Genomic DNA, 22,735 nt, shown 5'->3' with positions numbered 1-22,735 from the left:
GCCGCTTGAGCCGCTTGAGGACGGACACGGCGAAGGCCCCTCGCTCTCACGAGGGGCCTTCGTCTGTCGGTGCGCCGCCAGGGACTCGAACCCCGGACCCGCTGATTAAGAGTCAGCTGCTCTAACCAACTGAGCTAGCGGCGCCTGCTGACGTCGTAGACCTTAGCACCCTGGTCGGGAGGAGGAAAAATCGATATCCGCACGGCCGCGCGGGCCGCCCGCACCGCCGCCCACAGCAGGATCTCGGGGCCGGGCAGCCAGGGCCGCCGGGTGTCCGGGGCGACCAGCCAGCGGGACCCGGACCGCCCGGACGCACCCGCCAGGGCCGGTACGGTCACCGCGTCACCGGTGCCGTGGCACAGCAGCGCCGGGACGGTGCCGGTGCGGCCGTTCCACTCCTCCCACTCCAGCAGCGAGGGCAGCCGCTGGGCCGTGCCGGGGGCGGCGAACAGCAGGATGCGGCCCCGGAACTCCGCCACCGGGCCCGACCCCGGGCCCTCGGCCCACAGCTTGTCCAGCATCCGGCGCCCGAACATCGCCGAGGCGCTGACCACGTCGAACGCCGAACCGCAGGGCAGTACCAGCGGGGCGTCGGGCCGCTCCTCCCACAGGGCGAGCGTGCTGCGCGGATACGTGCCCGCCGAGGCCAGCCAGGCGGCGCCGTCCGAGGTGACGTGCGAGACGTTCGGTGTCCTGCTCATGAGCGACAGGTCTACCCGCTGTGAACGGTCCGTTCCACACAGTTGCCGGAATCCGGGACACGGACGGGCGGGACCGGGTAACCTGCCCGCGCATCTGGCATATGCCGGGCGCTTCAGACGGGGTCGGCGTGCCCCCGGCCGTCCTCGCCGCCGCGCAGCAGGTCCCGGCCGAACTCCACCATCTTCTTCGCGTAGTCCTCGGTCCACTCGGCGCGGTCCGCGATGTCCGCGGTGGTCAGCCGGTCGAACCGGCGCGGGTCGGCCAACTGCGCCGCGGCCATCGCCTGGAACTCCACCGCCCGGTCCGCCGCCGCGCGGAACGCCTGCGTCAGCTCGGTCGCCCGGTCCAGCAGGGCCCGGGGGTCGTCGATCGACTCCAGGTCGAAGAAGTGCTCCGGATCGGCGGCGGCCGCCGCCGGCTCGAAGAGCAGGGGCGCGGGGCGTAGCCGCGGTTCGTGGTGACGCGGCGTGGGCTCCGCCATGTCTTCTCCTCCTCGTACGTCGTCGAAGACCCGTCGGCACACCTCGGTGCCCGGGGCCACCGTCCATTGTCCCGCGCCCCCGCAAGGGGGCCTCCGGCCTGCCACCCGGCCGCCTGCCACCCGGCCGTCTGCCTCACGGCCAGGCGACGCGGTGCCGGGCGAGATGGGCCAGGACCGCGTGGTTGGCCTCCCAGCCGTCGGGGCTGTGCTCTTCGGCCGCCTCCGGCGGCGTGCCGGACTCCGTCCGGCGGGTGGGGCCGTGCGGGGCCGGGGCGCGTCGGTCATGGCCGCCAGGTGACGCGGTGCCGGGCGAGGTGGGCCAGGACCGCGTGGTTCGCTTCCCAGCCGTCCGGGAACTTCACCGTCGTGCCCAGTTGGACCGGTTCCGTGGACGGATAGTCGTCCAGGAGGGCGTCGACTCCCGCGCGGCAGACGACGACGCAGGCGTGCCGGTGACGGGAGGCCAGGACGCAGAGGCGGCCGGTCTCCAGGTGGAACGCCGTGGCGTCGGGGCGGCCGGAGAGGGGATGCAGGACGACCGTCACGTCGTACTCGCGGCCCTGGAGCCGGTTGGCCGTGTCGACGGTCACGCCGGTGACGCCGAGGCCGGCCAGCGCCGCGCGGACCGCCGCCGCCTGGTCGCGGTGGGCCGTGCCGACCGCGATGCGGGCCGGCGTCAGCGGCGCGGGGCCCGAGCGCTCGGAGACCGCCGTGCCGTCCCGGTCCAGGAGCCGGCGGACGACCGCCGCGACGGCGCCGACCGCCTCCGGGTCGGTGCGCGGGGTGTGCCCGGCGGGCAGCTCCAGCAGGCCCCAGCCCGACGCGGCGGCCTCGTCGATCACCCGGTCGGGACCGGAGCCGTCCGACGGCACGGCGAAGGAGAGCGCCCGGTCGCCGGGCCCGGTGCCGCTGCGGAACGGCGTGAACGGGTAGAACGCGTCCGACACCAGGGGCGCCGCCGACGCCGGCAGCCGCCAGGACACCGGCAGCCGGTGCTGCGGCAGGCCGGGGTTGTGCGCCAGCAGCGTCGTGACGGCCGAGGCCGAGGGGTCGTACGACAGGCCCGCCCACTGCTCGCTGCCCACGATCGCGAACGGGTCGAGCTGCCCCGGGTCGCCCACGAACAGCGCCCGCTCGAACAGCCCCGCCACGGCCAGCAGCGCGTCCGACCGCATCTGGTACGCCTCGTCGACGATCGCGTGCCGCCACGGCTCGTCCACCGTCACGTGCGCCCACTTCGCGGCCGTCGACAGCACCACCGGCAGCCCCGCGAGGTCGGCCGCCTTCGCCGACTTGCGTACGTTGTCCAGCGCGTCCAGCGCCTTGTCGTACGGGTCGGCGTCGCTGCTGTGCAACCGGCCCACCGGCAGCTCCGGGCTCTGCTCGGCGAGGCGCAGCACCAGGTCGTCGACCTGGGCGTTGGTCTGCGCGACCACCATCAGCGGGCGCCCGGCCGCGGCCAGCTCCAGCGCCGCGCGGACCACGAGCGTGGACTTCCCGGCGCCCGGCGGGGAGTCGACCACCACCCCGCGCTCGGTGCCGTGCAGCGTGTCGTGGAGGATCGCGGCGGTGGCCCGCGCCGCCTCGGCGCCGGGATCGAAGGCCGCGCCGGCGTCCGTACGCGGTACCGCCTCGGTGGTCACAGGACGTCCTCCTCGGTCAGCGGATCGGGTGCCTCCGGTACGGCGGCCCGCTCGCCGGGCGGCCCGCCGTGGGTCCAGGGCGTGCGCTCCGGGTCGGGCAGCTTCGCCCCGCCCCGCTGCTCGTGCTCGAACAGCGTGAAGCAGACCCGGTCGCCCTTCTCCGGCACCGACCCGGCCTCCGGCTCCTTGCCGCGGCCCATCTTGTCGACGATCCGCAGCACCACCAGGTCCTCGGCCGCCTGCTCGACGAACTCGGCGCTCTGCGGCCTGCCGCCCAGCGACCGGTACACCTTCACCCGCTCGCCCAGGCGCGGCCGGTCCTCCGTGCGGACCGTGACCAGCGGGCGGGGAGCGGGCCGCTTGCCCTCGCTGTACGTCATGACCACGTCCATGACCTCCCCGGCGAACGCCTCCCCGGCCAGCCGCCGCCCCGCCATCACCAGCGGGTCGTCCAGGGCTTCCTGCGCGTCCAGCCGGGCCTGCTCGCGCTCCCGCGTCGCCAGCTTGTTCGCCGCGGTCACCGCGTCGTCGCGGCGGGGCTGCGGGGGCTCGCCGGCCAGGATGCGGTCCCGGTGCCCGGTGAACGACCAGCGGTCGCGCGTCCACCGCTCCTCGACGTGCGCCCCGGCGGGCAGCTCCCGCAGCAGGTCCAGGCCCCGCCAGACCGCGTCCCAGGTGGGCCGGGTGCGGCTCGCGACCAGGGCGCGGATCTCCCGCTCGGCGGCGGTCAGCGCGCCGAGCCGCTGGTCCGCCGCCGGGCCGTCCTCGGCGGCGGCCAGCGCGGTACGGGCCCGGTCGTAGCGCTCGATGGCCGGGGCGAGCAGCCTGTTGTCGAACGCCGGGTCGGTCGCCGGGCCGGCCGGCGGGCACAGCAACTGGCCGTCCGCGTCCCGGGCCAGCTCCGCGCGCAGCGCCGCCTCGGCCCCGCTCGGCGCGTCCTCGGGCGGGTCGATCCAGGCCAGCAGCGCCCCCAGGTGCTGGTCCTCCAGCGTGGACTGGCCGGTCGCCCAGTGCCGGCCCAGCAGGTCGGTCATGGCGAGCAGCAGCGAGGAGCCGGGCACCCGGGCCCGCTCCCCGTAGTGGGTGAGCCAGCGGCCGAGCAGCGGCACGCGCGGGGGCGCGGGATGGGGGGTCTCCGGGTCCTGCTCCGCGGTCCGCCGGAACCGCATCGACCGGCCCAGCAGCCGGACGAAGTCGACGCCCGCGCGGCTGGGCACGATCACCTGGGCGGCGTCCGCGCACAGGTCGACCTCGACCTTGACCCGCTTGCCCGTCTCCGGGTCGGTCTCGGTGCGCTCGGCGGCCTCGACGGCCTCGGTGTACGACTCGACGTACGGCAGGACGATGTCCGCCAGTTCGGCCAGGAAGGCGAAGCGCAGGTCGCGGTCGCGGGGCTGGGGGACGACCAGCAGGCGCGGCGCGTCCCGGTCGGTGCCGACCAGCGCGCCCAGCGGGGCGCCGGCCTCACCGGCGGTGGTCAGCGGCACGAACACCAGCGGCCGGTCGGACAGGTGCCGGTGCCGTACGGTGGCGGCCGGCCGAGCGCGCCCGGCCCGCACGGCCTCCAGTTGGGCCAGCGTGGCGATCAGGGACATGCCGCCTCCGTCCGCGTGCGGTCGGGGACCGGCGACCCGGCGCCGGCGGGGGCGAGGGCGCCCGGCCGCGGCCGGGGGCCGCCGCCGGGGGCCGGCGGGCGCGTCAGGAGCATGGCGTCTCCAGGGCGTCCAGGGCCTCCGCGCGCAGGGCCGCCGCGCGGCGCAGCGCCGCGACCGCCGGATCGGCCGGGTCGCCGGCCTCGCCGTGGGCCGCCGCCAGCACCTGGTCGACCGTGGCCAGCCCGCCCAGCTCGGCGCGGGCCGAGCGCCCGAGCGTGGTGACCGCGCCGGCCGCGCGGGACCGGGCGCGGCAGTGGAAGGCCAGCTCGCAGGCGGACAGGCACTCCGGCGCGTAGGTCGCCGGGACCGCCTCGACGGCCGCCGCCAGCTCCTCGGCCGGCCGGTCGGGGGCGAAGCAGGTGCCCTCGGGCAGCGCGTCGGCGATCTCCTCGATACGGGTGAGCCGGTCGAGCTGGCGCCGGGTGACCGCGCGCTGCTTGCGCACGTCCACGGCGGACGCGGTGGGCAGGTTGGAGAAGTCCCTGGGGCAGACCAGCAGCACCCGGTCGCGCACCCGGGGCGCGGGGCTCAGCCGGGCTGCGACCTCCTCCAGCGCCAGCACGTACACCGCGGCCTGCCGGGCGGCGGCGCCGACCTTCGCCGGGTCCGCGGCGCCGTCCAGCATCGGGAAGGACTTGATCTCCACGACCGTCCAGCTCCCGTCCGGGTGCACCACCACCGCGTCCGGCTCCAGGAAGGCGGGCGAGCCGGCCACGTCCAGGGCGAGCATCGGATGGTCCAGCAGGGTCCAGGCGGCGGCCCCGGTCGCCTCGCGCAGCGCCAGCGCGGTCCGGGCCGCCCGCCCCTCGGGGCCGATGGCCGCGAGGTCGGGCACGGGCGCCTCGGCCGGGGGCTCGGCGCCCGGGTCGAGCCGGTCGTGCACCAGGCGCAGCAGCTCGGTGCCGCCGTCGCCCTTCACCCGGGCCTCGAACGCGTTGCCCCGCATGAACGCGAACTGGGACTGCCCGAAGGCCGACGGGGCGCCCAGCGCACCGGCCAGCGCCGTCTTGTCCACCCCGGCGCCGTCCAGGATCGCGCGCCGTCTGCACCCCGGGTTGGCGGCCAGCGCGGCCAGGGCGCGGGCGTCCAGCGCCTTCGCCGGTACCTCGGGACCGCGCAGCTCAGCGAGCCGGTGCCGGAGCCCCGTCGCCCGCGTCCGCGGGGGAGGCGTCCGGTCCGGCCGGGGCGGGGGACCGCTCTTCGCGCTGCCGTGGAAATCGCTCACCCGGGGAAGTCTGGCATCCCCCACTGACAACGGGGGCGCCCGCGCCGCCCGGGGCCCGCGTGACGGGTGCGGTCCGGGTGGCGAACCATGCCGCCACGGCCGTCCGTCCCCGGTCCGCGGCGCGCAGCACGTACGGCGTCAGCAGCAGCCCCGTACCCATCACCGCCGCGCCCGCCACCGCGTCCAGGAAGTAGTGGTTGGCGGTGCCCATCACCACGATGGTGGTCACCAGCGGGTAGAGCACGCCCGCCGCCTTCGCCGTACGCGTGCGGCCGTAGCGCCAGAGCAGCACCCCGCACCACAGCGACCAGCCCACGTGCAGGCTGGGCATCGCCGCGTACTGGTTGGTCATCCCGCCCAGGCCGCGCGGCGCGCTCGCCTCGCCGCCCCACCAGCCGTACGCGCTGTAGTACGCCATGGTGTCGACGAAGCCGTGGCCCGCGTCGAGCAGGCGCGGCGGGCAGGTCGGCAGCAGCGTGAAGCCGATCAGGCCGATGAACGTGGACGTCATCAGCCAGGTGCGGGCGGCCCGGTAGTGCACCGCCCGGGACCGGAAGATCCAGATCAGCACCAGGGGGGTGACCAGGTAGTGCAGCGAGGCGTACCAGAAGTCGGCGGGCACGCCGAGCCACGCCTCGCGGGTGAAGAGGCGGTTGAGCGGGTGCTCGGCGTTCAGGTGCAGCGCCTTCTCGACGCGCAGGATCGCCAGGCCGTGGCCGACGGCGTCGGTGACGTCGCCGCGCACCAGCAGCCGGCCGACGGAGTAGCAGGCGTACACCAGGACGATCAGCGGCAGCTCCGTCCACCAGCGCAACCGGGTACGCGGGGCCGCCCCGGTGCCTGGTGTCTCGGTGTGCGGCATCCGATCGCCCTCCCCCTTCGTCGCTCGCGTACCCCGCCGGTGCCGGGCGAGTCACTCTACGTCGTGCGCGGGCCCGGGGCGGGGAACGCCCCCGGCCCGGATAGACGTCGGTTCCGCCCCCCGGGTTGCCCGCGCGGGCGGTGCGCGATGATGGAGAGGTCAGCCGACATTCCTCCCGGAAAGGCCCCTCCATGGCACCGCGCATCCTGCTGGCCCGGCACGGACAGACGGAGTGGTCGCTGTCCGGCAGACACACCGGCAGGACCGATGTGCCGCTCCTGGAGGAGGGCCGGCGCGGCGCCAAGCTGCTGGGCGAGCGGCTGCACCGGCCGCCGTTCGACGGCGTGCCCGGCGTCGAGGTGCGCACCAGCCCGCTGGTCCGGGCGCGCGAGACCTGCGAACTGGCCGGGTTCGGCGACCGCGCCCGCACCTGGGACACGCTCATGGAGTGGGACTACGGGGCGTACGAGGGCCTGACGCCGGCGGAGATACAGGAGCTGCGGCCGGGCTGGCTGATCTGGCGCGACGGCGTCCCCGGCGGCGAGGGCGTCGCGGAGGTCACCGCACGCGCGGACGAGGTGGTCGCCTGGGCCCGCGAGGCCGACCGGGACGTGCTGATCTTCGCCCACGGCCACATCCTGCGCTCCATCGGCGCCCGCTGGCTCGGCCTCCCGCTGGACTTCGCCGCCCGCGTCCGCCTCAACCCGACCTCCCTGTCGGTCCTCGGCTGGGCCTACGGCGAACCGGCGATCGAACACTGGAACGACACCGGCCACCTGGCGGGCTGACGCCCGGGCGGGTCACGCCGCCTGGCCGTCCGGGAAGACCGCCGTCCCGGCCGGGTCACGCGGGCGGTCCGGAGCGGCGTGGCGGTCCGGGGCATTCGTGAAGTGCCATCCTTTGCGGCGCATTTATGCGTAGCCGTTGACGCTCCGGCGCGTTGAACCCTGTGGACCGGGAGGCCCGACTCCCGGCCGTTCGCCCGAGGAGGGGTTGCGTGGTGGAGGCCGAGGAGGAGACCAGCCGGTGCGGCGGGCCTCAGAGCGGCGGTGACGCCTGCGAGGTCGTCACCGTGCCGGCCCGGCAGGGACTGGAGGCCGTCGACATCCTCAGACGGGGGGCCGCCGGCGAGGCGGTGATGGGCCCCGTCCTGCACGACGACGACTGCGACACCCTGGGGTTCCTGGTGCCCCCGGGCACCGCCGCCGCCTGGGACGTGCCGGGCAGCACCTGTACGGAGACCGACGGCCGGGGCGTCGTCCTCGCCCCCCGCCCTCCGGTGGAGGGCGCCGAGTGGCTGCTGCCGCCCGAGGAGGCCGACCCGGCCACCGACCCGGCCGTGCTGCGGGCCGCGCTCGGCGAGGCGGCCCGGCTGATCGAGGCCGCGGACAACTGCCGCTGAGCCCGTCCCGGCGGGCGCCGGGATAATGACCGGATGGGAAAGTCCAGGAAGGACCGGCGCGGACGCGGCAGCGCCGGCACCGTGGCCGAGCGGGTCGACGGCGGGCTCGCCGAGCTGGTCCCCGACCGGGACCGGCCGCGCGCCCGGACCCTGCTGATCGACGGCGCCCCGCAGTCCCACGTCGACCTCGACGACCCGGCCCGGCTCACCTTCGAGTACCAGCGCCGCTTCGGCCACGTCGTGGACCTGGCCGCGCCGCCGGGCCGGCCGCTGCGGGCCGTGCACCTGGGCGGCGGCGCGTTCACCCTCGCCCGCTACGTGGCCGCCACCCGGCCCCGCTCCACCCAGCAGGTGGTGGAACGGGACGCCGCCCTGGTGGAACTGGTCCGCCGGGAACTGCCGCTCGACCCCGGCGCCCGGATCCGGGTCCGCTCCACCGACGCCCGCGCGGGGCTCGCCAAGGTGCCCGGCGAGTGGGCCGGACTGATCGTCGCCGATGTGTTCAGCGGGGCCCGTACCCCGGCCCACCTGACCTCGGTGGAGTTCCTGGACGAGGTCCGCCGGGCCCTCGCGCCGGGCGGCGTCTACACGGCCAACCTCGCCGACGGGCCGCCCCTGGCGCATCTGCGCGGCCAGATCGCCACCGCCGCCCACCGCTTCGCCCACCTCGCGCTGATCGCCGACCCGGCCGTGCTGCGCGGCAGACGCTTCGGCAACGCCGTCCTGGTCGCCTCCGACGCGCCCCTGCCGCTCGCCGAGCTGACCCGCCGCGCCGCCTCCGACCCGCACCCCGCGCGCGTGGCGCACGGCCGGGCGCTGACCGACTTCACCGGCGGGGCGGCCCCGGTCACCGACGCCGACGCGGTGGCCTCCCCCGCGCCCCCGGACTCGGTGTTCCGGTGAGCGGTCAGTAGGTGCCGACGTCCACCCGGGGCGGCCCGTCGTGCCAGGTGCAGAAGACCGACACCCGGTCCGCGCCCGAGGCGAACTCCACCCGGATCCACTTCTCCGTCTTCCACACCTGCATCGACCAGCCCGCGGCCGGCGTCGCCGACACCAGCGACGCCGAGGCCCCGCCCAGGTCGAACACCGCGCGACCGCCCTCGGTGTCGTACCCGCGCACCCCGTCCGAGGGGCCGGGGGAGGAGGGGGCCGGGGAGCGCGAGGGGGTCGCCGCGGCGCTGCGGGACGCGGTGGGGTCCGGGCCGCGGGACGGCACGGAGGGCGTCGGCGCCGGGCGGGGCGGCGGCGCCGGGCGGCTGGTCGAGGACGCCGCCGGCGTCGACTGCCGCGCGCTCGCCTCCACCGCCGTGACGGGCAGCGCGCGGGGCGGGTCGTACGCCGTGCCCGCCATGACCGTGTGCACGCCCCACCACGACAGCGTGACCGCCGCGCCGGTGGCGAGCAGCCAGGCCAGTACGTGTACGAGTCCTCTGCGCATCGCCGCCATCCTGCCGCACCCGTCGCACAGGTGTCGCCCACCGGGAGTTATCCACAGGCCAACACCCGCTCCCCGGCATGGCGTACGGTGCCGCCCATGGCAAGTGTGCTCGTGGTCGAGGACGACCAGTTCGTACGCTCCGCGCTCATCCGGCACCTGACCGACGCCACGCACACCGTGCGCAGTGTCGGCACCGCGCTGGAGGCGCTGCGCGAGGTCGCCCACTTCCGGTTCGACGTGGTGATCCTGGACCTCGGACTGCCCGATCTCGACGGGTCCGAGGCGCTGAAGATGCTGCGCGGCATCACCGACGTCCCGGTGATCGTCGCCACCGCCCGCGACGACGAGACGGAGATCGTCCGCCTGCTCAACGCGGGCGCGGACGACTACCTCACCAAGCCCTTCTCCGTGGCGCACCTCTCCGCGCGGATGGCCGCCGTGCTGCGCCGCGCCCGGTCCGGCTCCGCCGAGGCACCGCCGTCCACCGTGCTCCGGGTCGGCGGCCTCACCGTCGACCCGCTGCGCCGCCAGGCCGAGCTGGACGGCGTCCGACTCGACCTGACCCGCCGCGAGTTCGACCTGCTGGCCTTCCTCGCCGGACGGCCGGGCGTGGTCGTCCCCCGCAAGGAACTGCTCGCCGAGGTCTGGCAGCAGTCCTACGGCGACGACCAGACCATCGACGTCCACCTCTCCTGGCTGCGGCGCAAGCTCGGCGAGACCGCCGCCCGGCCGCGCTACCTGCACACCCTGCGCGGCGTCGGCGTGAAGCTGGAGCCGCCCGGCGGGGAGCCGCCGCGATGAGGTGGGCCCTGGTCAAGGTGTCGCTGGCGGTGACCGCGATGGTCGTGGTCGCCTTCGCGGTGCCGCTCGGCCTGGTCGTGCGCGAACTGGCCCGGGACCGGGCCTTCCAGGGCGCCGAGCGGGAGGCCGCGGCCGTCGCCCCGGCGCTGTCCATCACCACCGACCGGGCCCAGTTGGAGCGCGTGGTCGCCGCGGCCGGCTCCGACGACGCCGCGATGGCCGTGCACATCCCGGCCTCCGGTACCGCGCCGGACGGCGTCGACATCGGCCGCAGCCGGGCCGCCGACGAGGACATCGCCGCCGTACGGAAGCTGGGCCGCGCCTCCACCACCGAGGTGCCCGGCGGGTCCACGCTGCTCCAGCCCGTCGCGGTCGGCTCCGGCGAGATCGCCGTCGTCGAGGTCTACGTCCCCGAGTCCGAGGTGAGCAACGGCGTGGGCACGGCCTGGGCGGTGCTCGCCGCGGTCGGCGCCGCGCTGATCGTGGGCTCCGTCGCGGTCGCCGACCGGCTGGGCGTGCGGATGGTCGGGCCCGCGCGGCGCCTGGTCGAGGGGGCGCGCGAACTGGGCGAGGGCAAGCTGGGCGCCCGGGTGCCCGAGGAGGGCCCGACCGAACTGAAGCTGGCGGCGGTCGCGTTCAACTCCATGGCCGACCAGGTCGTCGGACTCCTCGCCAACGAGCGGGAGCTGGCCGCCGACCTCTCGCACCGGCTGCGCACCCCGCTCACCGTGCTCCGGCTCAACGCCGCCTCGCTCGGCGACGGCCCGGCCGCCGAGCAGACCCGGGCCGCGGTCGAGCAACTGGAGCGCGAGGTCGACACCATCATCCGCACGGCCCGCGAGGCCAAGCCGCGCACCGCCCCGGCCGGGCCCGGCGCCGGGTGCGACGCCGCCGAGGTGGTCCGCGAACGCATGCGGTTCTGGTCGGCGCTCGCCGAGGACGAGGGCCGCGCCTGGCGGGTGGCCGGCGCCGACCGGCCGGTGCGGATACCCGTGGCCCGCGCCGACCTGGCCGCCGCCCTCGACGCCCTGCTCGGCAACGTCTTCCGGCACACCCCGGAGGGCACCGCCTTCGCGGTCGACGTGCATCACGCCGAGGACGCGGTGATCGTCCTGGTCTCGGACGCGGGGCCCGGCATACCCGACCCCGGGGCCGCGATGGCGCGCGGCCGGGGCTCGGGCACCGACGGGTCGACCGGCCTCGGCCTGGACATCGCGCGCCGGCTCGCGGAGTCGACCGGCGGGGACGTGCGGATCGGCTCCTCGGTGCTCGGCGGCACCGAGGTGCGGCTCTGGCTCCAGCTCGACGGCCGCGCGGCCCCGGTCCGGCGCGGCCACCGCGAGGACGTGCGCCGCCGTAGGCAGCTCCGCCGGACCGGCACCTTTAACCGCTCCCGATCCCTTCCTTAAGCGCACCCTAAGATCGCCGATCACCGCCCGGATCAGGCCGTTTGCCCGTTTCCCCGTCGCTAGCGTGCTGCCGCACTCCCCCCTCGGGACCACCCGTGAACAGCGAAGGCAGGCACGCGATGAGTACGCACCGGCGCAGGATCAGTGGCAGGAACAAGGCGATCGGCGGCCTGCTGGCGGCGGCCGTCGCCGGCGGCGGCGCACTCCTGTTCACCAGCACGGCCCAGGCCGCGGGCGTCGGCGCCGCCTACACCAGAACCAGCACCTGGGAGACCGGGTACACCGCGCAGTACGTCGTCACCAACGGCGGCGGGCAGCCGAAGGCCGACTGGAAGCTGGAGTTCGACCTGCCCTCGGGGACCAAGCTCGGGTCCCTGTGGAACGGCGTGTCCGCGGTGAACGGGCAGCACGTCACCGTGACCGCGCCGAAGTGGGACACCGACGGCCTCGCGGCCGGCGAGTCGGTCACCGTCGGCTTCGTCGTCGACGGCACCGGCGACCCCGTCGGCTGCCGCGTCGACGGCGCCGCCTGCGGCACCGGCCAGGGCGCCACCCCCGAACCCACCGGCCGCCCCACCGACGACCCCGCCCCGACGGACACCCCGTCCAGCCCCCCCACCGCCACCGACAGCCCCGGCACCGGCACCACCGAGGGCGCCCGCTTCGCCCCGTACGTCGACACCTCCCTGTACCCCGCCTTCGACCTGGTCGCCCACGCCGAGGCGACCGGCGTACGGGAGTACCACCTCGCCTTCGTCACCGACGGCGGCGGCTGCACGCCCAAGTGGGGCGGCGTGACCGACCTCGCGAGCGACGCGGTGGCCGCCCAGATCGGCGCGCTGCGCGCCAAGGGCGGTGACGTCCGGGTCTCCTTCGGCGGCGCGGCCGGCTCCGAGCTGGCCACCACCTGCGGCTCGGCCGACGCGCTGGCGGCGGCGTACGAGAAGGTGGTGACCGCCTACCGGCTGACCAAGGTCGACTTCGACGTGGAGGGCGGCGCGCTGCCCGACACGGCCGCCAACGCCCGCCGCGCCCAGGCGATCGCCGCGCTCCAGAAGAAGCACCCCGGCCTCGACGTCTCCTTCACCCTCCCGGTGATGCCCGAGGGCCTCACCCAGCCCGGCGTGGACCTGCTCGCCGACGCCAGGAAGAACGGCGTCGGCATCGCGGCCGTCAACATCATGGCGATGGACTACGGCCCCGCCTACAGCGGCGACATGGGCACCTACGCCGAACAGGCCGCCACCGCCACCCAGGCCCAGATCAAGGGCGTCCTCGGGCTCTCCGACAGCCAGGCGTGGCGGACGGTCGCCGTCACCCCGATGATCGGCGTCAACGACGTCACCAGCGAGGTGTTCACGGTCCAGGACGCCACCCAGTTGGTCGACTTCGCCCGGCGCAAGGGCCTCGGCCGGCTCGCCATGTGGTCCGCCACCCGCGACAAGGCGTGCCCCGGCGGCCCCAAGCAGCAGGCCGACGCCACGTGCAGCTCCATCGACCAGGACAAGGACGCCTTCGCGCGGGCCTTCGCCGCCTACAAGTGACGAGCGCGGGGCGCGGCACCCCCGTCGGATGCCGCGCCCCGTTCCCCCGCTCCCCCGTTCCCCCCGGGTGAGATGGCTCTACTCGGCCGCGTCGTCCACCGGCGGAAGCGTTCCCGTCCGGGCGGCGCGGCTGTACCACAGGGCGCTGGACTTCGGGGTGCGCTCCATGGAGGCGTAGTCGACGTAGACCGCGCCGAACCGCTTCTCGTAGCCGTACGCCCACTCGAAGTTGTCCATCAGGGACCACAGGTAGTAGCCCCGCACGTCCGCGCCGTCGGCGATGGCCCGGCGGACCGCCGCCAGGTGCCCGCGCAGGTAGGAGACGCGCTCGGGGTCGTGGACCTGGCCGTCGGAGTCGGGCTTGTCGTTGTAGGCGGCGCCGTTCTCGGTGATGTAGAGCGGCAGTCCGGGCGCCTCCCGGGTGTAGCGCATGATCAGCTCGTGCAGACCGGTCGGGTCGACCGTCCAGCCCATCTCGGTCTGCTCGCCCGGCGTCTGGTGGAACGCCACGTCCTCCGCGGCCGGCCACGGCGAGAAGGCGCTGTCCCCGTGGCCGTCGGAACGCGGCCCGCGGGCGTCCGCGTCGGCCGCCGACACCAGGGTCGGGGTGTAGTAGTTCAGGCCGAGCGCGTCCAGCGGCTGGTTGATCGTGGCCAGGTCGCCGTCGTGCACGTACGACCAGTCGGTGACCGACGCCGTCGCCGAGAACAGGTGCTCCGGGTAGGCGCCGTGCAGGATCGGGCCGTGGAAGATCCCGCCGGACAGGTCGTCGATCTTGCGGGCGGCCGCCAGGTCCTCCGGGCGCCGCGACAGCGGCCGGACCACGGAGGTGTTCAGGCTCAGCGCCACCGAGTTGCGGGTCGGCATCGCCGAGCGCAGCGCGACCGTACCCAGCCCGTGCGCCAGGTTGAGGTGGTGGGCGGCGCGCAGCGCGGCGGCGTGGTCGGTGCGGCCCGGGGCGTGCACACCGGAGCCGTAGCCGAGGAAGGCGCTGCACCAGGGCTCGTTGAGCGTGATCCACTGCTCCACGCGGTCCCCGAGCGCCTCGCCGACGATCCGCGCGTACTCGGCGAAGCGGTACGCCGTGTCCCGCTCGGGCCAGCCGCCGGCGTCCTCCAGCTCCTGCGGCAGGTCCCAGTGGTACAGGGTGATGGCGGGCTTGATGCCCTTGGCCAGCAGCTCGTCGACCAGCTTGCGGTAGAAGTCCAGGCCGCGCTGGACGGCGGGGCCGCGTCCGGTGGGCTGCACCCGGGACCAGGAGACGGAGAAGCGGTAGGCGTTCAGCCCCAGGTCCGCCATGAGCGCCACGTCGTCGCGGTAGCGGTGGTAGTGGTCGACAGCGATGTCACCGGTGTCGCCGCCGGCCGTCTTGCCCGGCGTGTGGCTGAAGGTGTCCCAGATCGACGGGGTGCGGCCGTCCTCGCGCACCGCCCCCTCGATCTGGTACGCGGAGGTCGCGGCGCCCCAGAGGAAGGCGGGCGGGAAGGTCACCGGGGTGTCCGGCGTGGCGGAATCAGGCATGGAAGCGCTCCCATGAGAGGTCGTTGAAGACCGGCGAATTACAGAGGGGGGAGGGGAGGGAGAGAGGGGAGGGGGAAGTGGGGAAGGGAGGGAAGGGGCCGGGGCGACACTGGCCCGGCCCCGCGCGGCGGGCGTCAGCCCTTGACCGCGCCCTGCATGATGCCGCCCACGATCTGCTTGCCGAAGATCGCGAAGACGAGCAGCAGCGGCAGCGTACCGAGCAGCGCGCCGGCCATGATCAGGGACTGGTCGGGCGTGTAGCCGCGGCCGAGGCCGGCCACCGCGACCTGCACGGTCGGGTTGCCGTTCTGGGTGAGCACCAGGAACGGCCAGAGGAAGTCGTTCCAGGTCTGGACGAACATCAGCATGCCCAGCACGGCCATCGCGGGCCGCGCCGCCGGGAACACCACGTGCCAGACCACGCGCCAACTGCTCGCGCCGTCCACCCGGGCGGCCTCGATGATCTCGTCTGGCAGCGCCTGGAGCAGGTACTGCCGCATGAAGAACACGCCGAACGCGCTCACCAGCGACGGCAGGATCACCGCCTGGAGCTGGTCGGTCCAGTCCAGCTTGGCGACCATCATGTACAGCGGGATGATGCTGAGCTGCGGCGGCACCATCATCGTGCCGATCACGATCAGCATCAGCGCGTTGCGGCCCTTGAACCGCAGCTTGGCGAAGGCGAACCCGGCGATCGTCGACAGGAACACGATGGTGACCGCCGAGACGCCGGCCACGATCGTGGTGTTGAGGAACGCCTCGCCCAGGTTGGCGTCGGTCCAGGCCATCTCCAGCTTGTCGAACAGGTTCGCGCCGAACCAGAGCGGCGGCGGGGTCTGCGCGAGGCGCTGGTTGTCCCGGGAGGCGGCGATCGCCGTCCACACCAGCGGGGCCAGCGAGCCGAAGGTGAACAGCGCCAGGATGACGTAGGCGAGCGGACCGGCGTGCATCTGCCCGCCCGCGCGCGCCGCCTTGGAGCGCCGGCCGCGCTTCGGCGGCGGGGGCGGGGCCGGATCGGCCGGGGGTTTGGTCAGGGTCGTCGTCACGGCCGGTTCTCCTTAACTACTGGCGCGCAGCCGGCGCGAGATGACGGAGTTGATGACCCCGATCACGATCAGGATCAGGAACATCGTCCAGGCGATCGCGGAGGCGCGGCCCAGGTGCTGGTTGACCCAGCCCTGCTCGTACAGGTAGAGCCCGAGCGTCTGGAACTGGTGCTGGGAGCCGCCCGAGGCGCCCTTGTTGGCGTCGAACAGCAGCGGCTCGCCGAAGAGCTGGGAGGCGCCGATGGTCGAGACGATCACCGTGAACAGGATCGTCGGACGCAGCGAGGGCAGCGTCACGTGCAGGAACTGCCGCCACCGGCTGGCACCGTCCAGCGCCGCCGACTCGTACAGATCCTGCGGGATCGCCTGCATCGCGGCCAGGTAGATCAGCGCGTTGTAGCCGGTCCAGCGCCAGATGACGATGGAGGAGACGGCGAGCTGGGAGGCCCAGTGGTCGTTCTGCCAGTCGATGTTGTCGATGCCGACCAGGCCCAGCACCCAGTTGATCATGCCGTAGTCACGGCCGAACAGCAGCACGAACACCAGCGAGGCGGCGGCGATCGACGTCGCGTACGGGGCCAGCATGACCACGCGGTAGAACGTCGAGGCGCGCAGCTTGTAGTTGAGGATGTGGGCCAGGCCCATCGCCATCAGCAACTGCGGCACCGTGGAGATGATGCCGATGGTCAGCGTGTTCTTCGCCGCGTTCCAGAAGAAGTCGTCGTCGAAGATCCGGGTGTAGTTCTTCATGCCGACCCAGGTCATGTCGGTCGGCGCGGTCAGCTCCACCTGGTGCAGCGAGGCCCAGCCCGTGTAGATCAGCGGGAACAGACCGAAGGCCATGAACAGCAGGAAGAACGGCGAGACGAACGCGTACGGGCTCCAGCGCATGTCGCGCTGCCACCGGCGGGAGAGCCGGGCCCGCTTCTTCGCCGCCTCGGCACTCGCCCCGGCCGGGGGGCGGCCCGGGGCCGCGCCCCCCTTGACGGGGGGCGCGGCGGTGTCGTGCTCGGTCGTCATTCCGGTCACTGGTCCAGGTTGTTGTCGATGGTCTTCGTGGCCGTCTCCCAGGCGTCCTTGGCGGACTTGCCCTGGGTGACCAGGACGACGCCGTTGTCCGTCAGACCCTGCTGGATGATCTGGTCCTTCGGGCCGATCACCTGGGCCGGGATGTCCGCGGCGGCCTTGGCGAAGATGTCACCGATCGGCGCGTCACCCGTCATGCTGTTCTTGGCGCCCGTGACCTCCGGCAGCTTGTAGGCGCCCGGGGCGCTCGGGAAGCTGCCCTGCACCGCGAAGAGCTTGGCCTGCTGCTCCGGCGCGGTCAGCCAGGCGACCAGCTTCTGCGCCTCCTCGACGTGCTTGCCGCTCTTCGGCACGCCCAGGAAGGTGCCGCCCCAGTTGCCGGACTTCGGCGCCGCGGCCACGTCCCACTTGCCGGCGGCGTCCGGCTGGGACTTGCCCTTGAGGTAGCCGAGCATCCACGGCGGGCAGACGACGCTGGCGAACTTGCTGTTCGCGATCGTCTGGTCCCAGGCCGGCTGGAACTGGGTCTGGGACTGGACCAGGCCCTCCTCGGCGGCCTTCGCGGTCAGGTCGAACGCACCCTTGACGGCCGGGTTGTCCTTGTAGATGACCTTGCCGGAGGCGTCGTAGAACTTCTCCGACTCACTGCTGAGGATGGCGTTGAGCAGACCGCCGGGGGAGTCCATGAAGGTGGTGCCCGACGGGGCCTTCTTCTTGTAGTCCTCGCCCGCGTCGACCAGCTTCGACCAGTCGCCCGCCCAGAGCTTGCCGACTTCCTCGCGGTCGGTCGGCAGACCCGCCTTCTCGAAGAGGTCCTTGCGGTAACAGATGGCCATCGGGCCGATGTCGGTGCCCAGACCGACGGCCTGCCCGTCCTTGGTGGCGCCCTGCTGCCACTTCCAGTCGAGCCAGTTCTCCTTCTTCACACCCTCGACCTTGGACATGTCCACGAACTTGTCCGCCTGGGTGTTCACCACCTCGGCGATGTTGCCGACCTCGATGGCCTGCACGTCCTGCAGGCCGCTGTTGGTGGTGAGGTGGTTGACAAGAGCGGGGTAGTAGTTCTCGTTCCGCTCGGTGACGTTCTCTTCGATCTTGATATCGGGGTTGAGCTTCTCGTACTCCTTGTACAGGCCGGCTTCCTTGAAGCCCTGGGTGCCGAACAGGCCGAGGGTGATGGTCGTCTTGCCGCTGCTGTCACCGGACGACGAGCTGGAGTCGTCGCCGCCGTCGTCGGCACAGCCGGCCAGCAGCCCGGCGCCCAACGACGCGACGGCCGCGATGGCCAGCGCCCGGCGGGCGGTTGTCGTGCGTGCTGCTCGCATTGCGTCCTCCTGTTGCCCTGACGTGCCGACCCCCCGGCCAACTGCATTGTTGGGCCCGTTTGTTCATCGTCGTTCTTCGCTGCGGCTCGGGCGGGGAACGTGCGGGATGTGTATGTGCCAGGTACTGTGGGAGCGCTCCCACAAGTGATGTGTTGAAGAGTCGCGGGTCCGAGCGGGGGTGTCAAGGGAGTGGACGCGAGGAAGTGCGTTCAGTTATCGGCCTGTTAACTGGACGGTGATGTCCGTGTGCGATGACCGGCCCGGGTCGCCGACCCGGTCATCACACCGGACCGGCCTGTTAAATTCCAGGCCAGCCGCAGAGTGTGCGGGGTGTCGACGGGAGGCGGAGCCGATGGCAGGCCACGGGGCGCGTGGGCGGAGCGGTGGCCGGCCCACCCTCGAAGAAGTGGCGGCACGGGCCGGGGTCGGCCGGGGTACCGTCTCGCGGGTGATCAATGGCTCCCCCCGGGTGAGTGACGCGACGCGTGCGGCGGTGGAGGCGGCGGTCGCGGAACTCGGTTACGTTCCGAACACCGCGGCGCGTGCCCTCGCCGCCAACCGTACCGACGCCATCGCCCTGGTGGTCCCCGAGCCGGAGACCCGGTTCTTCGCCGAGCCCTACTTCTCGGACATCCTGCGGGGCGTCGGGGCGGAGCTGTCCGACACCGAGATGCAGTTGCTGCTGATCTTCGCGGGCAGCGACCGGGAGCGGCAGCGGCTCGCCCAGTACCTGGCCGCCCACCGGGTGGACGGGGTGCTGCTGGTCTCGGTGCACGCCGACGACCCGCTGCCGGACCTGCTGGCCCAACTGGAGATACCGGCGGTGATCAGCGGCCCCCGCTCGGCGGCGGAGCGGCTGGCCTCGGTCGACTCCGACAACTACGGCGGCGCCCGCTCGGCCGTCGAGCACCTGCTCTCCCGGGGCCGGCGCCGGATCGCCCACATCACCGGCCGCCTCGACGTGTACGGTGCCCAGCGCCGCGTGGACGGCTACCGGGACGCCCTGCTGGACGCGGGGCACGCCCCGGACGAGGGGCTGATCGAGGCGGGCGACTTCACCGAGGAGTCCGGCCGCAGCGCGATGGCGGCGCTGCTGGAGCGCCGTCCGGACCTGGACGCGGTGTTCGCCGCGTCGGACGTGACGGCGGCCGGCGCCCGCCAGGTGCTGCGCGAGGCGGGCCGGCGCATCCCGGAGGACGTGGCGCTGGTCGGCTACGACGACTCGGCGATCGCCCGGCACATGGAGCCGCCGCTGACCAGCGTGCGGCAGCCGATCGTGGAGATGGGCCGCGCGATGATCGACCTCCTCCTGACAGAGATCGCCGACCGCCGCCCGGCGGCCTCCCGGGGCCTGGAGCGGCAGCAGGTGGTACTGGCGACACAACTGATGGAACGGGCGTCGTCCTGAGGGGACGCCTCCGGCGGGGGAGCGGGTGCCTGAAGGGCTGGTGAGGGGGCGGGGGAGCGGAACCGGGTGGTGTGGGGTGGGCGCGTAGAGCGGCCAGGTGTGGGCGCGGGGACGAGCCCCGCCGGTCGGTGGTGAGCGCGTGCCGGGCCAGCGGTGAGCGTGTGGGACGGCCAGGGGCGGGCGCGTACGACAGCCTGCGGTGGGCGTGTGGGACGGTCGGTCGGGGACGGGCGCGCGGAAACGGCCGGATAGGGACGGGTACGCGAAACGGCCGGTGGTCTTCTTGCGAAGGCCACCGGCCGTTTCCTCAGGGTGAGTGACGGGACTTGAACCCGCGACTTCCTGGACCACAACCAGGTGCTCTACCAGCTGAGCTACACCCACCATGACCGGTACCGGGACTCCGTGGTGGTTTCCCCTACCGGCCGAGAAAAAGTGTACAGGGTCCGAAGGGGTGCTCGCGCCCGCCTTCCGGTGGGGGGCTACCGGGCGGGCAGGACGTGCTTGGCCGCGATGGCCTTGGCGGTCTCGGAGTCGGGGCCGGGCTGGGGGACGAAGACGGCCTCGCGGTAGTAGCGCAGCTCGGCGATGGACTCGCGGATGTCGGCGAGCGCGCGGTGGTTGCCGTTCTTCTCCGGACTGTTGAAGTACGCCCTCGGGTACCAGCGGCGGGCCAGTTCCTTGATCGAGGACACGTCGACGATCCGGTAGTGCAGGTAGTCCTCCAGGGTCGGCATGTCCCGCAGCAGGAAGCCGCGGTCGGTGCCGACGGAGTTGCCGCACAGCGGGGCCTTGCCGGGCTCCTTCACGTGCTCCCGCACATAGGCGAGGACGCGCTCCTCGGCGTCGGCCAGGGTGGTGCCGTGCTCCAGCTCGGCGAGGAGACCGGAGGCGGTGTGCATCTGGCGCACCACGTCCGGCATGGTCTCCAGGGCCTGGTCCGGCGGGCGGATGACGATGTCGACGCCCTCGCCGAGGATGTTCAGCTCGGAGTCGGTGACGAGGGCGGCCACCTCGATGAGCGCGTCGTCGGACAGCGAGAGGCCGGTCATCTCGCAGTCGATCCACACCATGCGATCGTTCATGCGAACACCCTACGGCCGGTGTTCCCCTTTCCGGTCCCCGGCGGTCGCGCGGGCCCCGACCCCGGGCCGCGGACGCCGGACGGGTCGGTCGGTCCCCGTCCGGCGTCCGGCGGACTCACGTCGCGCTGCGCTGCCCCGGCAGGCTGGGGCGGCTGCCCGCGTACGCCTCGCGGCCGGTGTCGGCGGAGGCCGCGGCCGGGAGGGCGGACGGGTGGCGGCGGGCCTGGAACGGCACCGCGTTCTCCGGGTGCAGCGCGGCGGGCTGCTGCCCGGCCGGCTCCGGCGGCGCCGGGGCGCGGCCGGAGCCCTCGCCCTGTTCCGCCGGGCGGTCGCCCTGCGGGCGGCGGGCCCGGTACGCGGCCCGGTACGCCGCCGGGGACGAGCCGAGCTGGCGGCGGAAGTGCCCGCGCAGCGCCACCGGCGAACGGAAGCCGCAGCGGCCGGCGACCTCGTCCACCGAGTAGTCGGACGTCTCCAGCAGCCGCTGCGCCTGGAGCACCCGCTGGGTGATCAGCCACTGCAGCGGGGCGCTCCCGGTCAGCGAGCGGAACCGGCGGTCGAACGTACGGCGGCTCATGTAGGCGCGCGCGGCGAGCGTCTCCACGTCGAACTGCTCGTGGAGGTGCTCCAGCGCCCAGGCGACGACCTCGGCGAGCGGGTCGGCGCCGATCTCCTCGGGTAAAGACCTGTCGAGGTAGCGCTCCTGTCCGCCGGACCGGCGCGGGGGGACCACCAGGCGCCGGGCGAGCGCGCCGGCCGCCTCGTTGCCGTGGTCCGTGCGCACGATGTGCAGACAGAGGTCGATCCCGGCCGCCGTGCCCGCCGAGGTGAGCACGTCGCCGTCGTCGACGAACAGCTCCCGCGGGTCGACGTGCACCGACGGGTAGCGCTTGGCCAGCGTCGGCGCGTACATCCAGTGCGTGGTGGCGGGGCGGCCGTCCAGCAGCCCGGCGGCGGCCAGCACGAAGGCGCCGGTGCACAGCCCGACGATGCGGGCCCCCTCCTCGTGCGCGCGGCGCAGCGCGTCGAGCGCCTCCTCCGGCGGCGGCGAGGTGATCGACCGCCACGCCGGCACCACCACGGTCCCGGCCCGGGAGATCGCCTCCAGGCCGTGCGGCGCGGTCAGTTCCAGGCCCCCCGTGGTCCGCAGCGGGCCCTCCTCGCCGGCCGCCACCAGCAGCCGGTAGCGCGGCACGCCGGCGTCCTGGCGGTCGATGCCGAACACCGACAGCGGTATGGAACTCTCGAAGATGGGGCCGCCGCTGAACAGCAGCACCGCGACGATCTCCTTGCGGCGTCGCCCGGAGAGCTTCCGGGCCGCGGCTTCCGGCGCGGCAGTGGAGTCGTGGCTCATCCTGCTAAGCCCCCCTCGGTGGTCGCGGCGCCCTGGTCCCTTCGGGTCTGTCGCTCCAACACGTTTCCCCTCGGTCCTGCACGAGTCCCCCGCCGTAGACAGTCAAGATCGAATCTACTGTGTCCCGTGGCGCCGAAGTGGCCGGTTCGGCACTTGGGACATTGTCGACATGGCAACTTGGCGTGAAGCATTCGATCACGAAGCGTTGCACTCCCGGGCGCCGCAGGGAAGTGCGCCTTGTGTCAGTGGCCAATCCCCGTAGGGCGCACAGTGCCTCGGAGACCCTTTCCGTGCAGGTGGAACGGGGGTTGGGGGGTGGTTCCGAGAGGTAATGCGCCATCGCCGGAAGTTGGCTGAAAAGATGCGGGCGAGGGTGTGGAAACCGGTCAGCCGACCGGTGTGTTTTTTCCGGAGTGCCGCCCGCCCCGGCGCCCGGCGGCACCGGACCGCGCGCACCGCTCCGAGCGGCGCAGCAGCAGTCGGCAGGCGGCGGTGACGGCCGCGAGGCCCAGGGCGGTGCCGGCGGCGCCGGCGAGCGAGCTGCCGCACCACAGCAGCACGACCGGGACCAGCAGGCAACTGAAGGCCGCCCAGCGGACCAGGTCGGTGACGCCGTCCCGGGGGCGCCCCGCGGGCCCGCGCGCGCCGCCGGGCCCGGGGCGCGGCTCGGCGGAGGCGTCGGTGCGGTGCCGTCCGAGTCTGCCTGTTCTCTGGGGGTGGTCCACACGGGTTCAACGCCCGGCCGCCCGGTCCGGTCACGTGGCAAACCGGCTGTGTGGCGCAGCGACCATTGCCATCCGGGCGC

At 74.0% G+C, this 22,735-nt stretch carries 21 protein-coding genes and 2 tRNA genes; 7 read left to right on the top strand and 16 right to left on the bottom strand.

Features of this window, described 5'->3' with window-relative positions; all coding sequences use genetic code 11:
- Nucleotides 1–70: 70 nt before the first annotated feature.
- The 7 genes from IE316_RS03300 to IE316_RS03270 form a co-directional block, all read right to left on the bottom strand.
- Nucleotides 71–144: transfer RNA gene (locus tag IE316_RS03300), tRNA-Lys, on the bottom strand.
- Nucleotides 135–701, bottom strand: coding sequence for a bifunctional DNA primase/polymerase (locus IE316_RS03295; RefSeq protein ID WP_190202544.1), 567 nt, complete (start codon nt 699–701; stop codon nt 135–137). Before IE316_RS03295 ends, IE316_RS03300 begins: the two co-directional genes overlap by 10 nt.
- Nucleotides 702–814: 113 nt before the next feature.
- Nucleotides 815–1,183, bottom strand: coding sequence for a DUF8844 domain-containing protein (locus IE316_RS03290; protein WP_190202543.1), 369 nt, complete (start codon nt 1,181–1,183; stop codon nt 815–817).
- Nucleotides 1,184–1,464: 281 nt separating this feature from the next.
- Nucleotides 1,465–2,826 carry an AAA domain-containing protein gene (locus IE316_RS03285; RefSeq protein ID WP_190202542.1) on the bottom strand — a complete coding sequence of 454 codons (1,362 nt, stop codon included), beginning with the start codon at nt 2,824–2,826 and terminating at the stop codon, nt 1,465–1,467.
- On the bottom strand, nt 2,823–4,421 hold the full coding sequence (locus IE316_RS03280) for an amino acid adenylation domain-containing protein (protein ID WP_190202541.1): 1,599 nt from the start codon (nt 4,419–4,421) through the stop codon (nt 2,823–2,825). The genes IE316_RS03285 and IE316_RS03280 overlap by 4 nt, the downstream gene beginning before the upstream one ends.
- Nucleotides 4,422–4,524: 103 nt before the next feature.
- A complete protein-coding gene (locus tag IE316_RS03275; protein WP_373311047.1) occupies nt 4,525–5,706 on the bottom strand; it encodes a hypothetical protein in 1,182 nt (393 codons plus the stop codon).
- The gene (locus IE316_RS03270; protein ID WP_190202540.1) at nt 5,603–6,568 is read right to left on the bottom strand and encodes a phosphatase PAP2 family protein; all 966 of its coding nucleotides are present in this window, start codon (nt 6,566–6,568) and stop codon (nt 5,603–5,605) included. Before IE316_RS03270 ends, IE316_RS03275 begins: the two co-directional genes overlap by 104 nt.
- Before the next feature lie 191 nt (nt 6,569–6,759).
- Between IE316_RS03270 and IE316_RS03265 the strand changes: the two genes are divergently transcribed.
- The 3 genes from IE316_RS03265 to IE316_RS03255 all read left to right on the top strand — a co-directional run bounded on the left by IE316_RS03265 (nt 6,760) and on the right by IE316_RS03255 (nt 8,873).
- A complete protein-coding gene (locus IE316_RS03265) occupies nt 6,760–7,356 on the top strand; it encodes a histidine phosphatase family protein (RefSeq protein ID WP_190202539.1) in 597 nt (198 codons plus the stop codon).
- Between the two features lie 209 nt (nt 7,357–7,565).
- Nucleotides 7,566–7,970, top strand: a complete 405-nt coding sequence (locus IE316_RS03260; protein ID WP_229910165.1) for a hypothetical protein — start codon at nt 7,566–7,568, stop codon at nt 7,968–7,970.
- Nucleotides 7,971–8,003: 33 nt separating this feature from the next.
- Entirely contained in the window at nt 8,004–8,873 is an 870-nt protein-coding gene (locus IE316_RS03255; protein ID WP_190202538.1) for a spermidine synthase, read from the top strand.
- 4 nt (nt 8,874–8,877) lie between these two features.
- Here IE316_RS03255 and IE316_RS03250 read toward each other — a convergent pair whose 3' ends face one another.
- On the bottom strand, nt 8,878–9,411 hold the full coding sequence (locus IE316_RS03250) for a hypothetical protein (RefSeq protein ID WP_190202537.1): 534 nt from the start codon (nt 9,409–9,411) through the stop codon (nt 8,878–8,880).
- Between the two features lie 96 nt (nt 9,412–9,507).
- On the opposite strand from IE316_RS03250, the gene IE316_RS03245 reads away from it, so the two are divergent.
- The 3 genes from IE316_RS03245 to IE316_RS03235 all read left to right on the top strand — a co-directional run bounded on the left by IE316_RS03245 (nt 9,508) and on the right by IE316_RS03235 (nt 13,165).
- Nucleotides 9,508–10,212: a response regulator transcription factor gene (locus IE316_RS03245; protein WP_190202536.1), complete on the top strand. Its 705-nt coding sequence runs from the start codon at nt 9,508–9,510 to the stop codon at nt 10,210–10,212.
- Nucleotides 10,209–11,621 carry a HAMP domain-containing sensor histidine kinase gene (locus IE316_RS03240; RefSeq protein ID WP_190202535.1) on the top strand — a complete coding sequence of 471 codons (1,413 nt, stop codon included), beginning with the start codon at nt 10,209–10,211 and terminating at the stop codon, nt 11,619–11,621. Before IE316_RS03245 ends, IE316_RS03240 begins: the two co-directional genes overlap by 4 nt.
- 119 nt (nt 11,622–11,740) lie before the next feature.
- The gene (locus IE316_RS03235) at nt 11,741–13,165 is read left to right on the top strand and encodes a glycoside hydrolase family 18 protein (RefSeq protein ID WP_190202534.1); all 1,425 of its coding nucleotides are present in this window, start codon (nt 11,741–11,743) and stop codon (nt 13,163–13,165) included.
- Nucleotides 13,166–13,243: 78 nt separating this feature from the next.
- On the opposite strand, the gene IE316_RS03230 is transcribed toward IE316_RS03235, so the two are convergent.
- From IE316_RS03230 to IE316_RS03215, 4 genes are all read right to left on the bottom strand, one after another.
- Nucleotides 13,244–14,686, bottom strand: a complete 1,443-nt coding sequence (locus IE316_RS03230; RefSeq protein WP_190202533.1) for a GH1 family beta-glucosidase — start codon at nt 14,684–14,686, stop codon at nt 13,244–13,246.
- A gap of 134 nt (nt 14,687–14,820) precedes the next feature.
- Nucleotides 14,821–15,732: a carbohydrate ABC transporter permease gene (locus IE316_RS03225; protein WP_190202532.1), complete on the bottom strand. Its 912-nt coding sequence runs from the start codon at nt 15,730–15,732 to the stop codon at nt 14,821–14,823.
- A 12-nt stretch (nt 15,733–15,744) separates the two neighbouring features.
- Nucleotides 15,745–16,752, bottom strand: coding sequence for a carbohydrate ABC transporter permease (locus IE316_RS03220; RefSeq protein ID WP_190202743.1), 1,008 nt, complete (start codon nt 16,750–16,752; stop codon nt 15,745–15,747).
- A gap of 5 nt (nt 16,753–16,757) precedes the next feature.
- Nucleotides 16,758–18,083 (bottom strand): ABC transporter substrate-binding protein, encoded by a 1,326-nt coding sequence (locus IE316_RS03215; RefSeq protein WP_190202531.1) that lies wholly within the window; start codon nt 18,081–18,083, stop codon nt 16,758–16,760.
- Between the two features lie 352 nt (nt 18,084–18,435).
- Between IE316_RS03215 and IE316_RS03210 the strand changes: the two genes are divergently transcribed.
- Nucleotides 18,436–19,491 (top strand): LacI family DNA-binding transcriptional regulator, encoded by a 1,056-nt coding sequence (locus tag IE316_RS03210; protein ID WP_190202530.1) that lies wholly within the window; start codon nt 18,436–18,438, stop codon nt 19,489–19,491.
- Nucleotides 19,492–19,802: 311 nt separating this feature from the next.
- Here the strand turns inward: IE316_RS03210 and IE316_RS03205 are convergent.
- The 4 genes from IE316_RS03205 to IE316_RS03190 all read right to left on the bottom strand — a co-directional run bounded on the left by IE316_RS03205 (nt 19,803) and on the right by IE316_RS03190 (nt 22,532).
- Nucleotides 19,803–19,875: transfer RNA gene (locus tag IE316_RS03205), tRNA-His, on the bottom strand.
- Nucleotides 19,876–19,973: 98 nt separating this feature from the next.
- The gene (gene orn / locus IE316_RS03200; protein ID WP_190202529.1) at nt 19,974–20,576 is read right to left on the bottom strand and encodes an oligoribonuclease; all 603 of its coding nucleotides are present in this window, start codon (nt 20,574–20,576) and stop codon (nt 19,974–19,976) included.
- A 115-nt stretch (nt 20,577–20,691) separates the two neighbouring features.
- Nucleotides 20,692–21,930, bottom strand: a complete 1,239-nt coding sequence (locus IE316_RS03195; RefSeq protein ID WP_190202528.1) for a helix-turn-helix domain-containing protein — start codon at nt 21,928–21,930, stop codon at nt 20,692–20,694.
- A gap of 386 nt (nt 21,931–22,316) precedes the next feature.
- A complete protein-coding gene (locus IE316_RS03190) occupies nt 22,317–22,532 on the bottom strand; it encodes a hypothetical protein (protein ID WP_190202742.1) in 216 nt (71 codons plus the stop codon).
- Nucleotides 22,533–22,735 lie beyond the last annotated feature (203 nt).

The organism is Streptomyces fumanus, assembly GCF_014655295.1.
GTDB classification, from domain to species: Bacteria; Actinomycetota; Actinomycetes; order Streptomycetales; family Streptomycetaceae; genus Streptomyces; species Streptomyces fumanus.
This window is presented reverse-complemented; position numbering and strand designations above follow the sequence as displayed.

Coding starts and splice junctions, on each gene's coding strand:
- IE316_RS03295 (WP_190202544.1), bottom strand. CDS start 701: ATGAGCAGGACACCGAACGTCTCGCACGTCACCTCGGACGGCGCCGCC.
- IE316_RS03215 (WP_190202531.1), bottom strand. CDS start 18,083: ATGCGAGCAGCACGCACGACAACCGCCCGCCGGGCGCTGGCCATCGCG.
- IE316_RS03245 (WP_190202536.1), top strand. CDS start 9,508: ATGGCAAGTGTGCTCGTGGTCGAGGACGACCAGTTCGTACGCTCCGCG.
- IE316_RS03255 (WP_190202538.1), top strand. CDS start 8,004: ATGGGAAAGTCCAGGAAGGACCGGCGCGGACGCGGCAGCGCCGGCACC.
- IE316_RS03230 (WP_190202533.1), bottom strand. CDS start 14,686: ATGCCTGATTCCGCCACGCCGGACACCCCGGTGACCTTCCCGCCCGCC.
- orn (WP_190202529.1), bottom strand. CDS start 20,576: ATGAACGATCGCATGGTGTGGATCGACTGCGAGATGACCGGCCTCTCG.
- IE316_RS03280 (WP_190202541.1), bottom strand. CDS start 4,421: ATGTCCCTGATCGCCACGCTGGCCCAACTGGAGGCCGTGCGGGCCGGG.
- IE316_RS03265 (WP_190202539.1), top strand. CDS start 6,760: ATGGCACCGCGCATCCTGCTGGCCCGGCACGGACAGACGGAGTGGTCG.
- IE316_RS03220 (WP_190202743.1), bottom strand. CDS start 16,752: ATGACGACCGAGCACGACACCGCCGCGCCCCCCGTCAAGGGGGGCGCG.
- IE316_RS03270 (WP_190202540.1), bottom strand. CDS start 6,568: ATGCCGCACACCGAGACACCAGGCACCGGGGCGGCCCCGCGTACCCGG.
- IE316_RS03290 (WP_190202543.1), bottom strand. CDS start 1,183: ATGGCGGAGCCCACGCCGCGTCACCACGAACCGCGGCTACGCCCCGCG.
- IE316_RS03240 (WP_190202535.1), top strand. CDS start 10,209: ATGAGGTGGGCCCTGGTCAAGGTGTCGCTGGCGGTGACCGCGATGGTC.
- IE316_RS03210 (WP_190202530.1), top strand. CDS start 18,436: ATGGCAGGCCACGGGGCGCGTGGGCGGAGCGGTGGCCGGCCCACCCTC.
- IE316_RS03235 (WP_190202534.1), top strand. CDS start 11,741: ATGAGTACGCACCGGCGCAGGATCAGTGGCAGGAACAAGGCGATCGGC.
- IE316_RS03195 (WP_190202528.1), bottom strand. CDS start 21,930: ATGAGCCACGACTCCACTGCCGCGCCGGAAGCCGCGGCCCGGAAGCTC.
- IE316_RS03250 (WP_190202537.1), bottom strand. CDS start 9,411: ATGCGCAGAGGACTCGTACACGTACTGGCCTGGCTGCTCGCCACCGGC.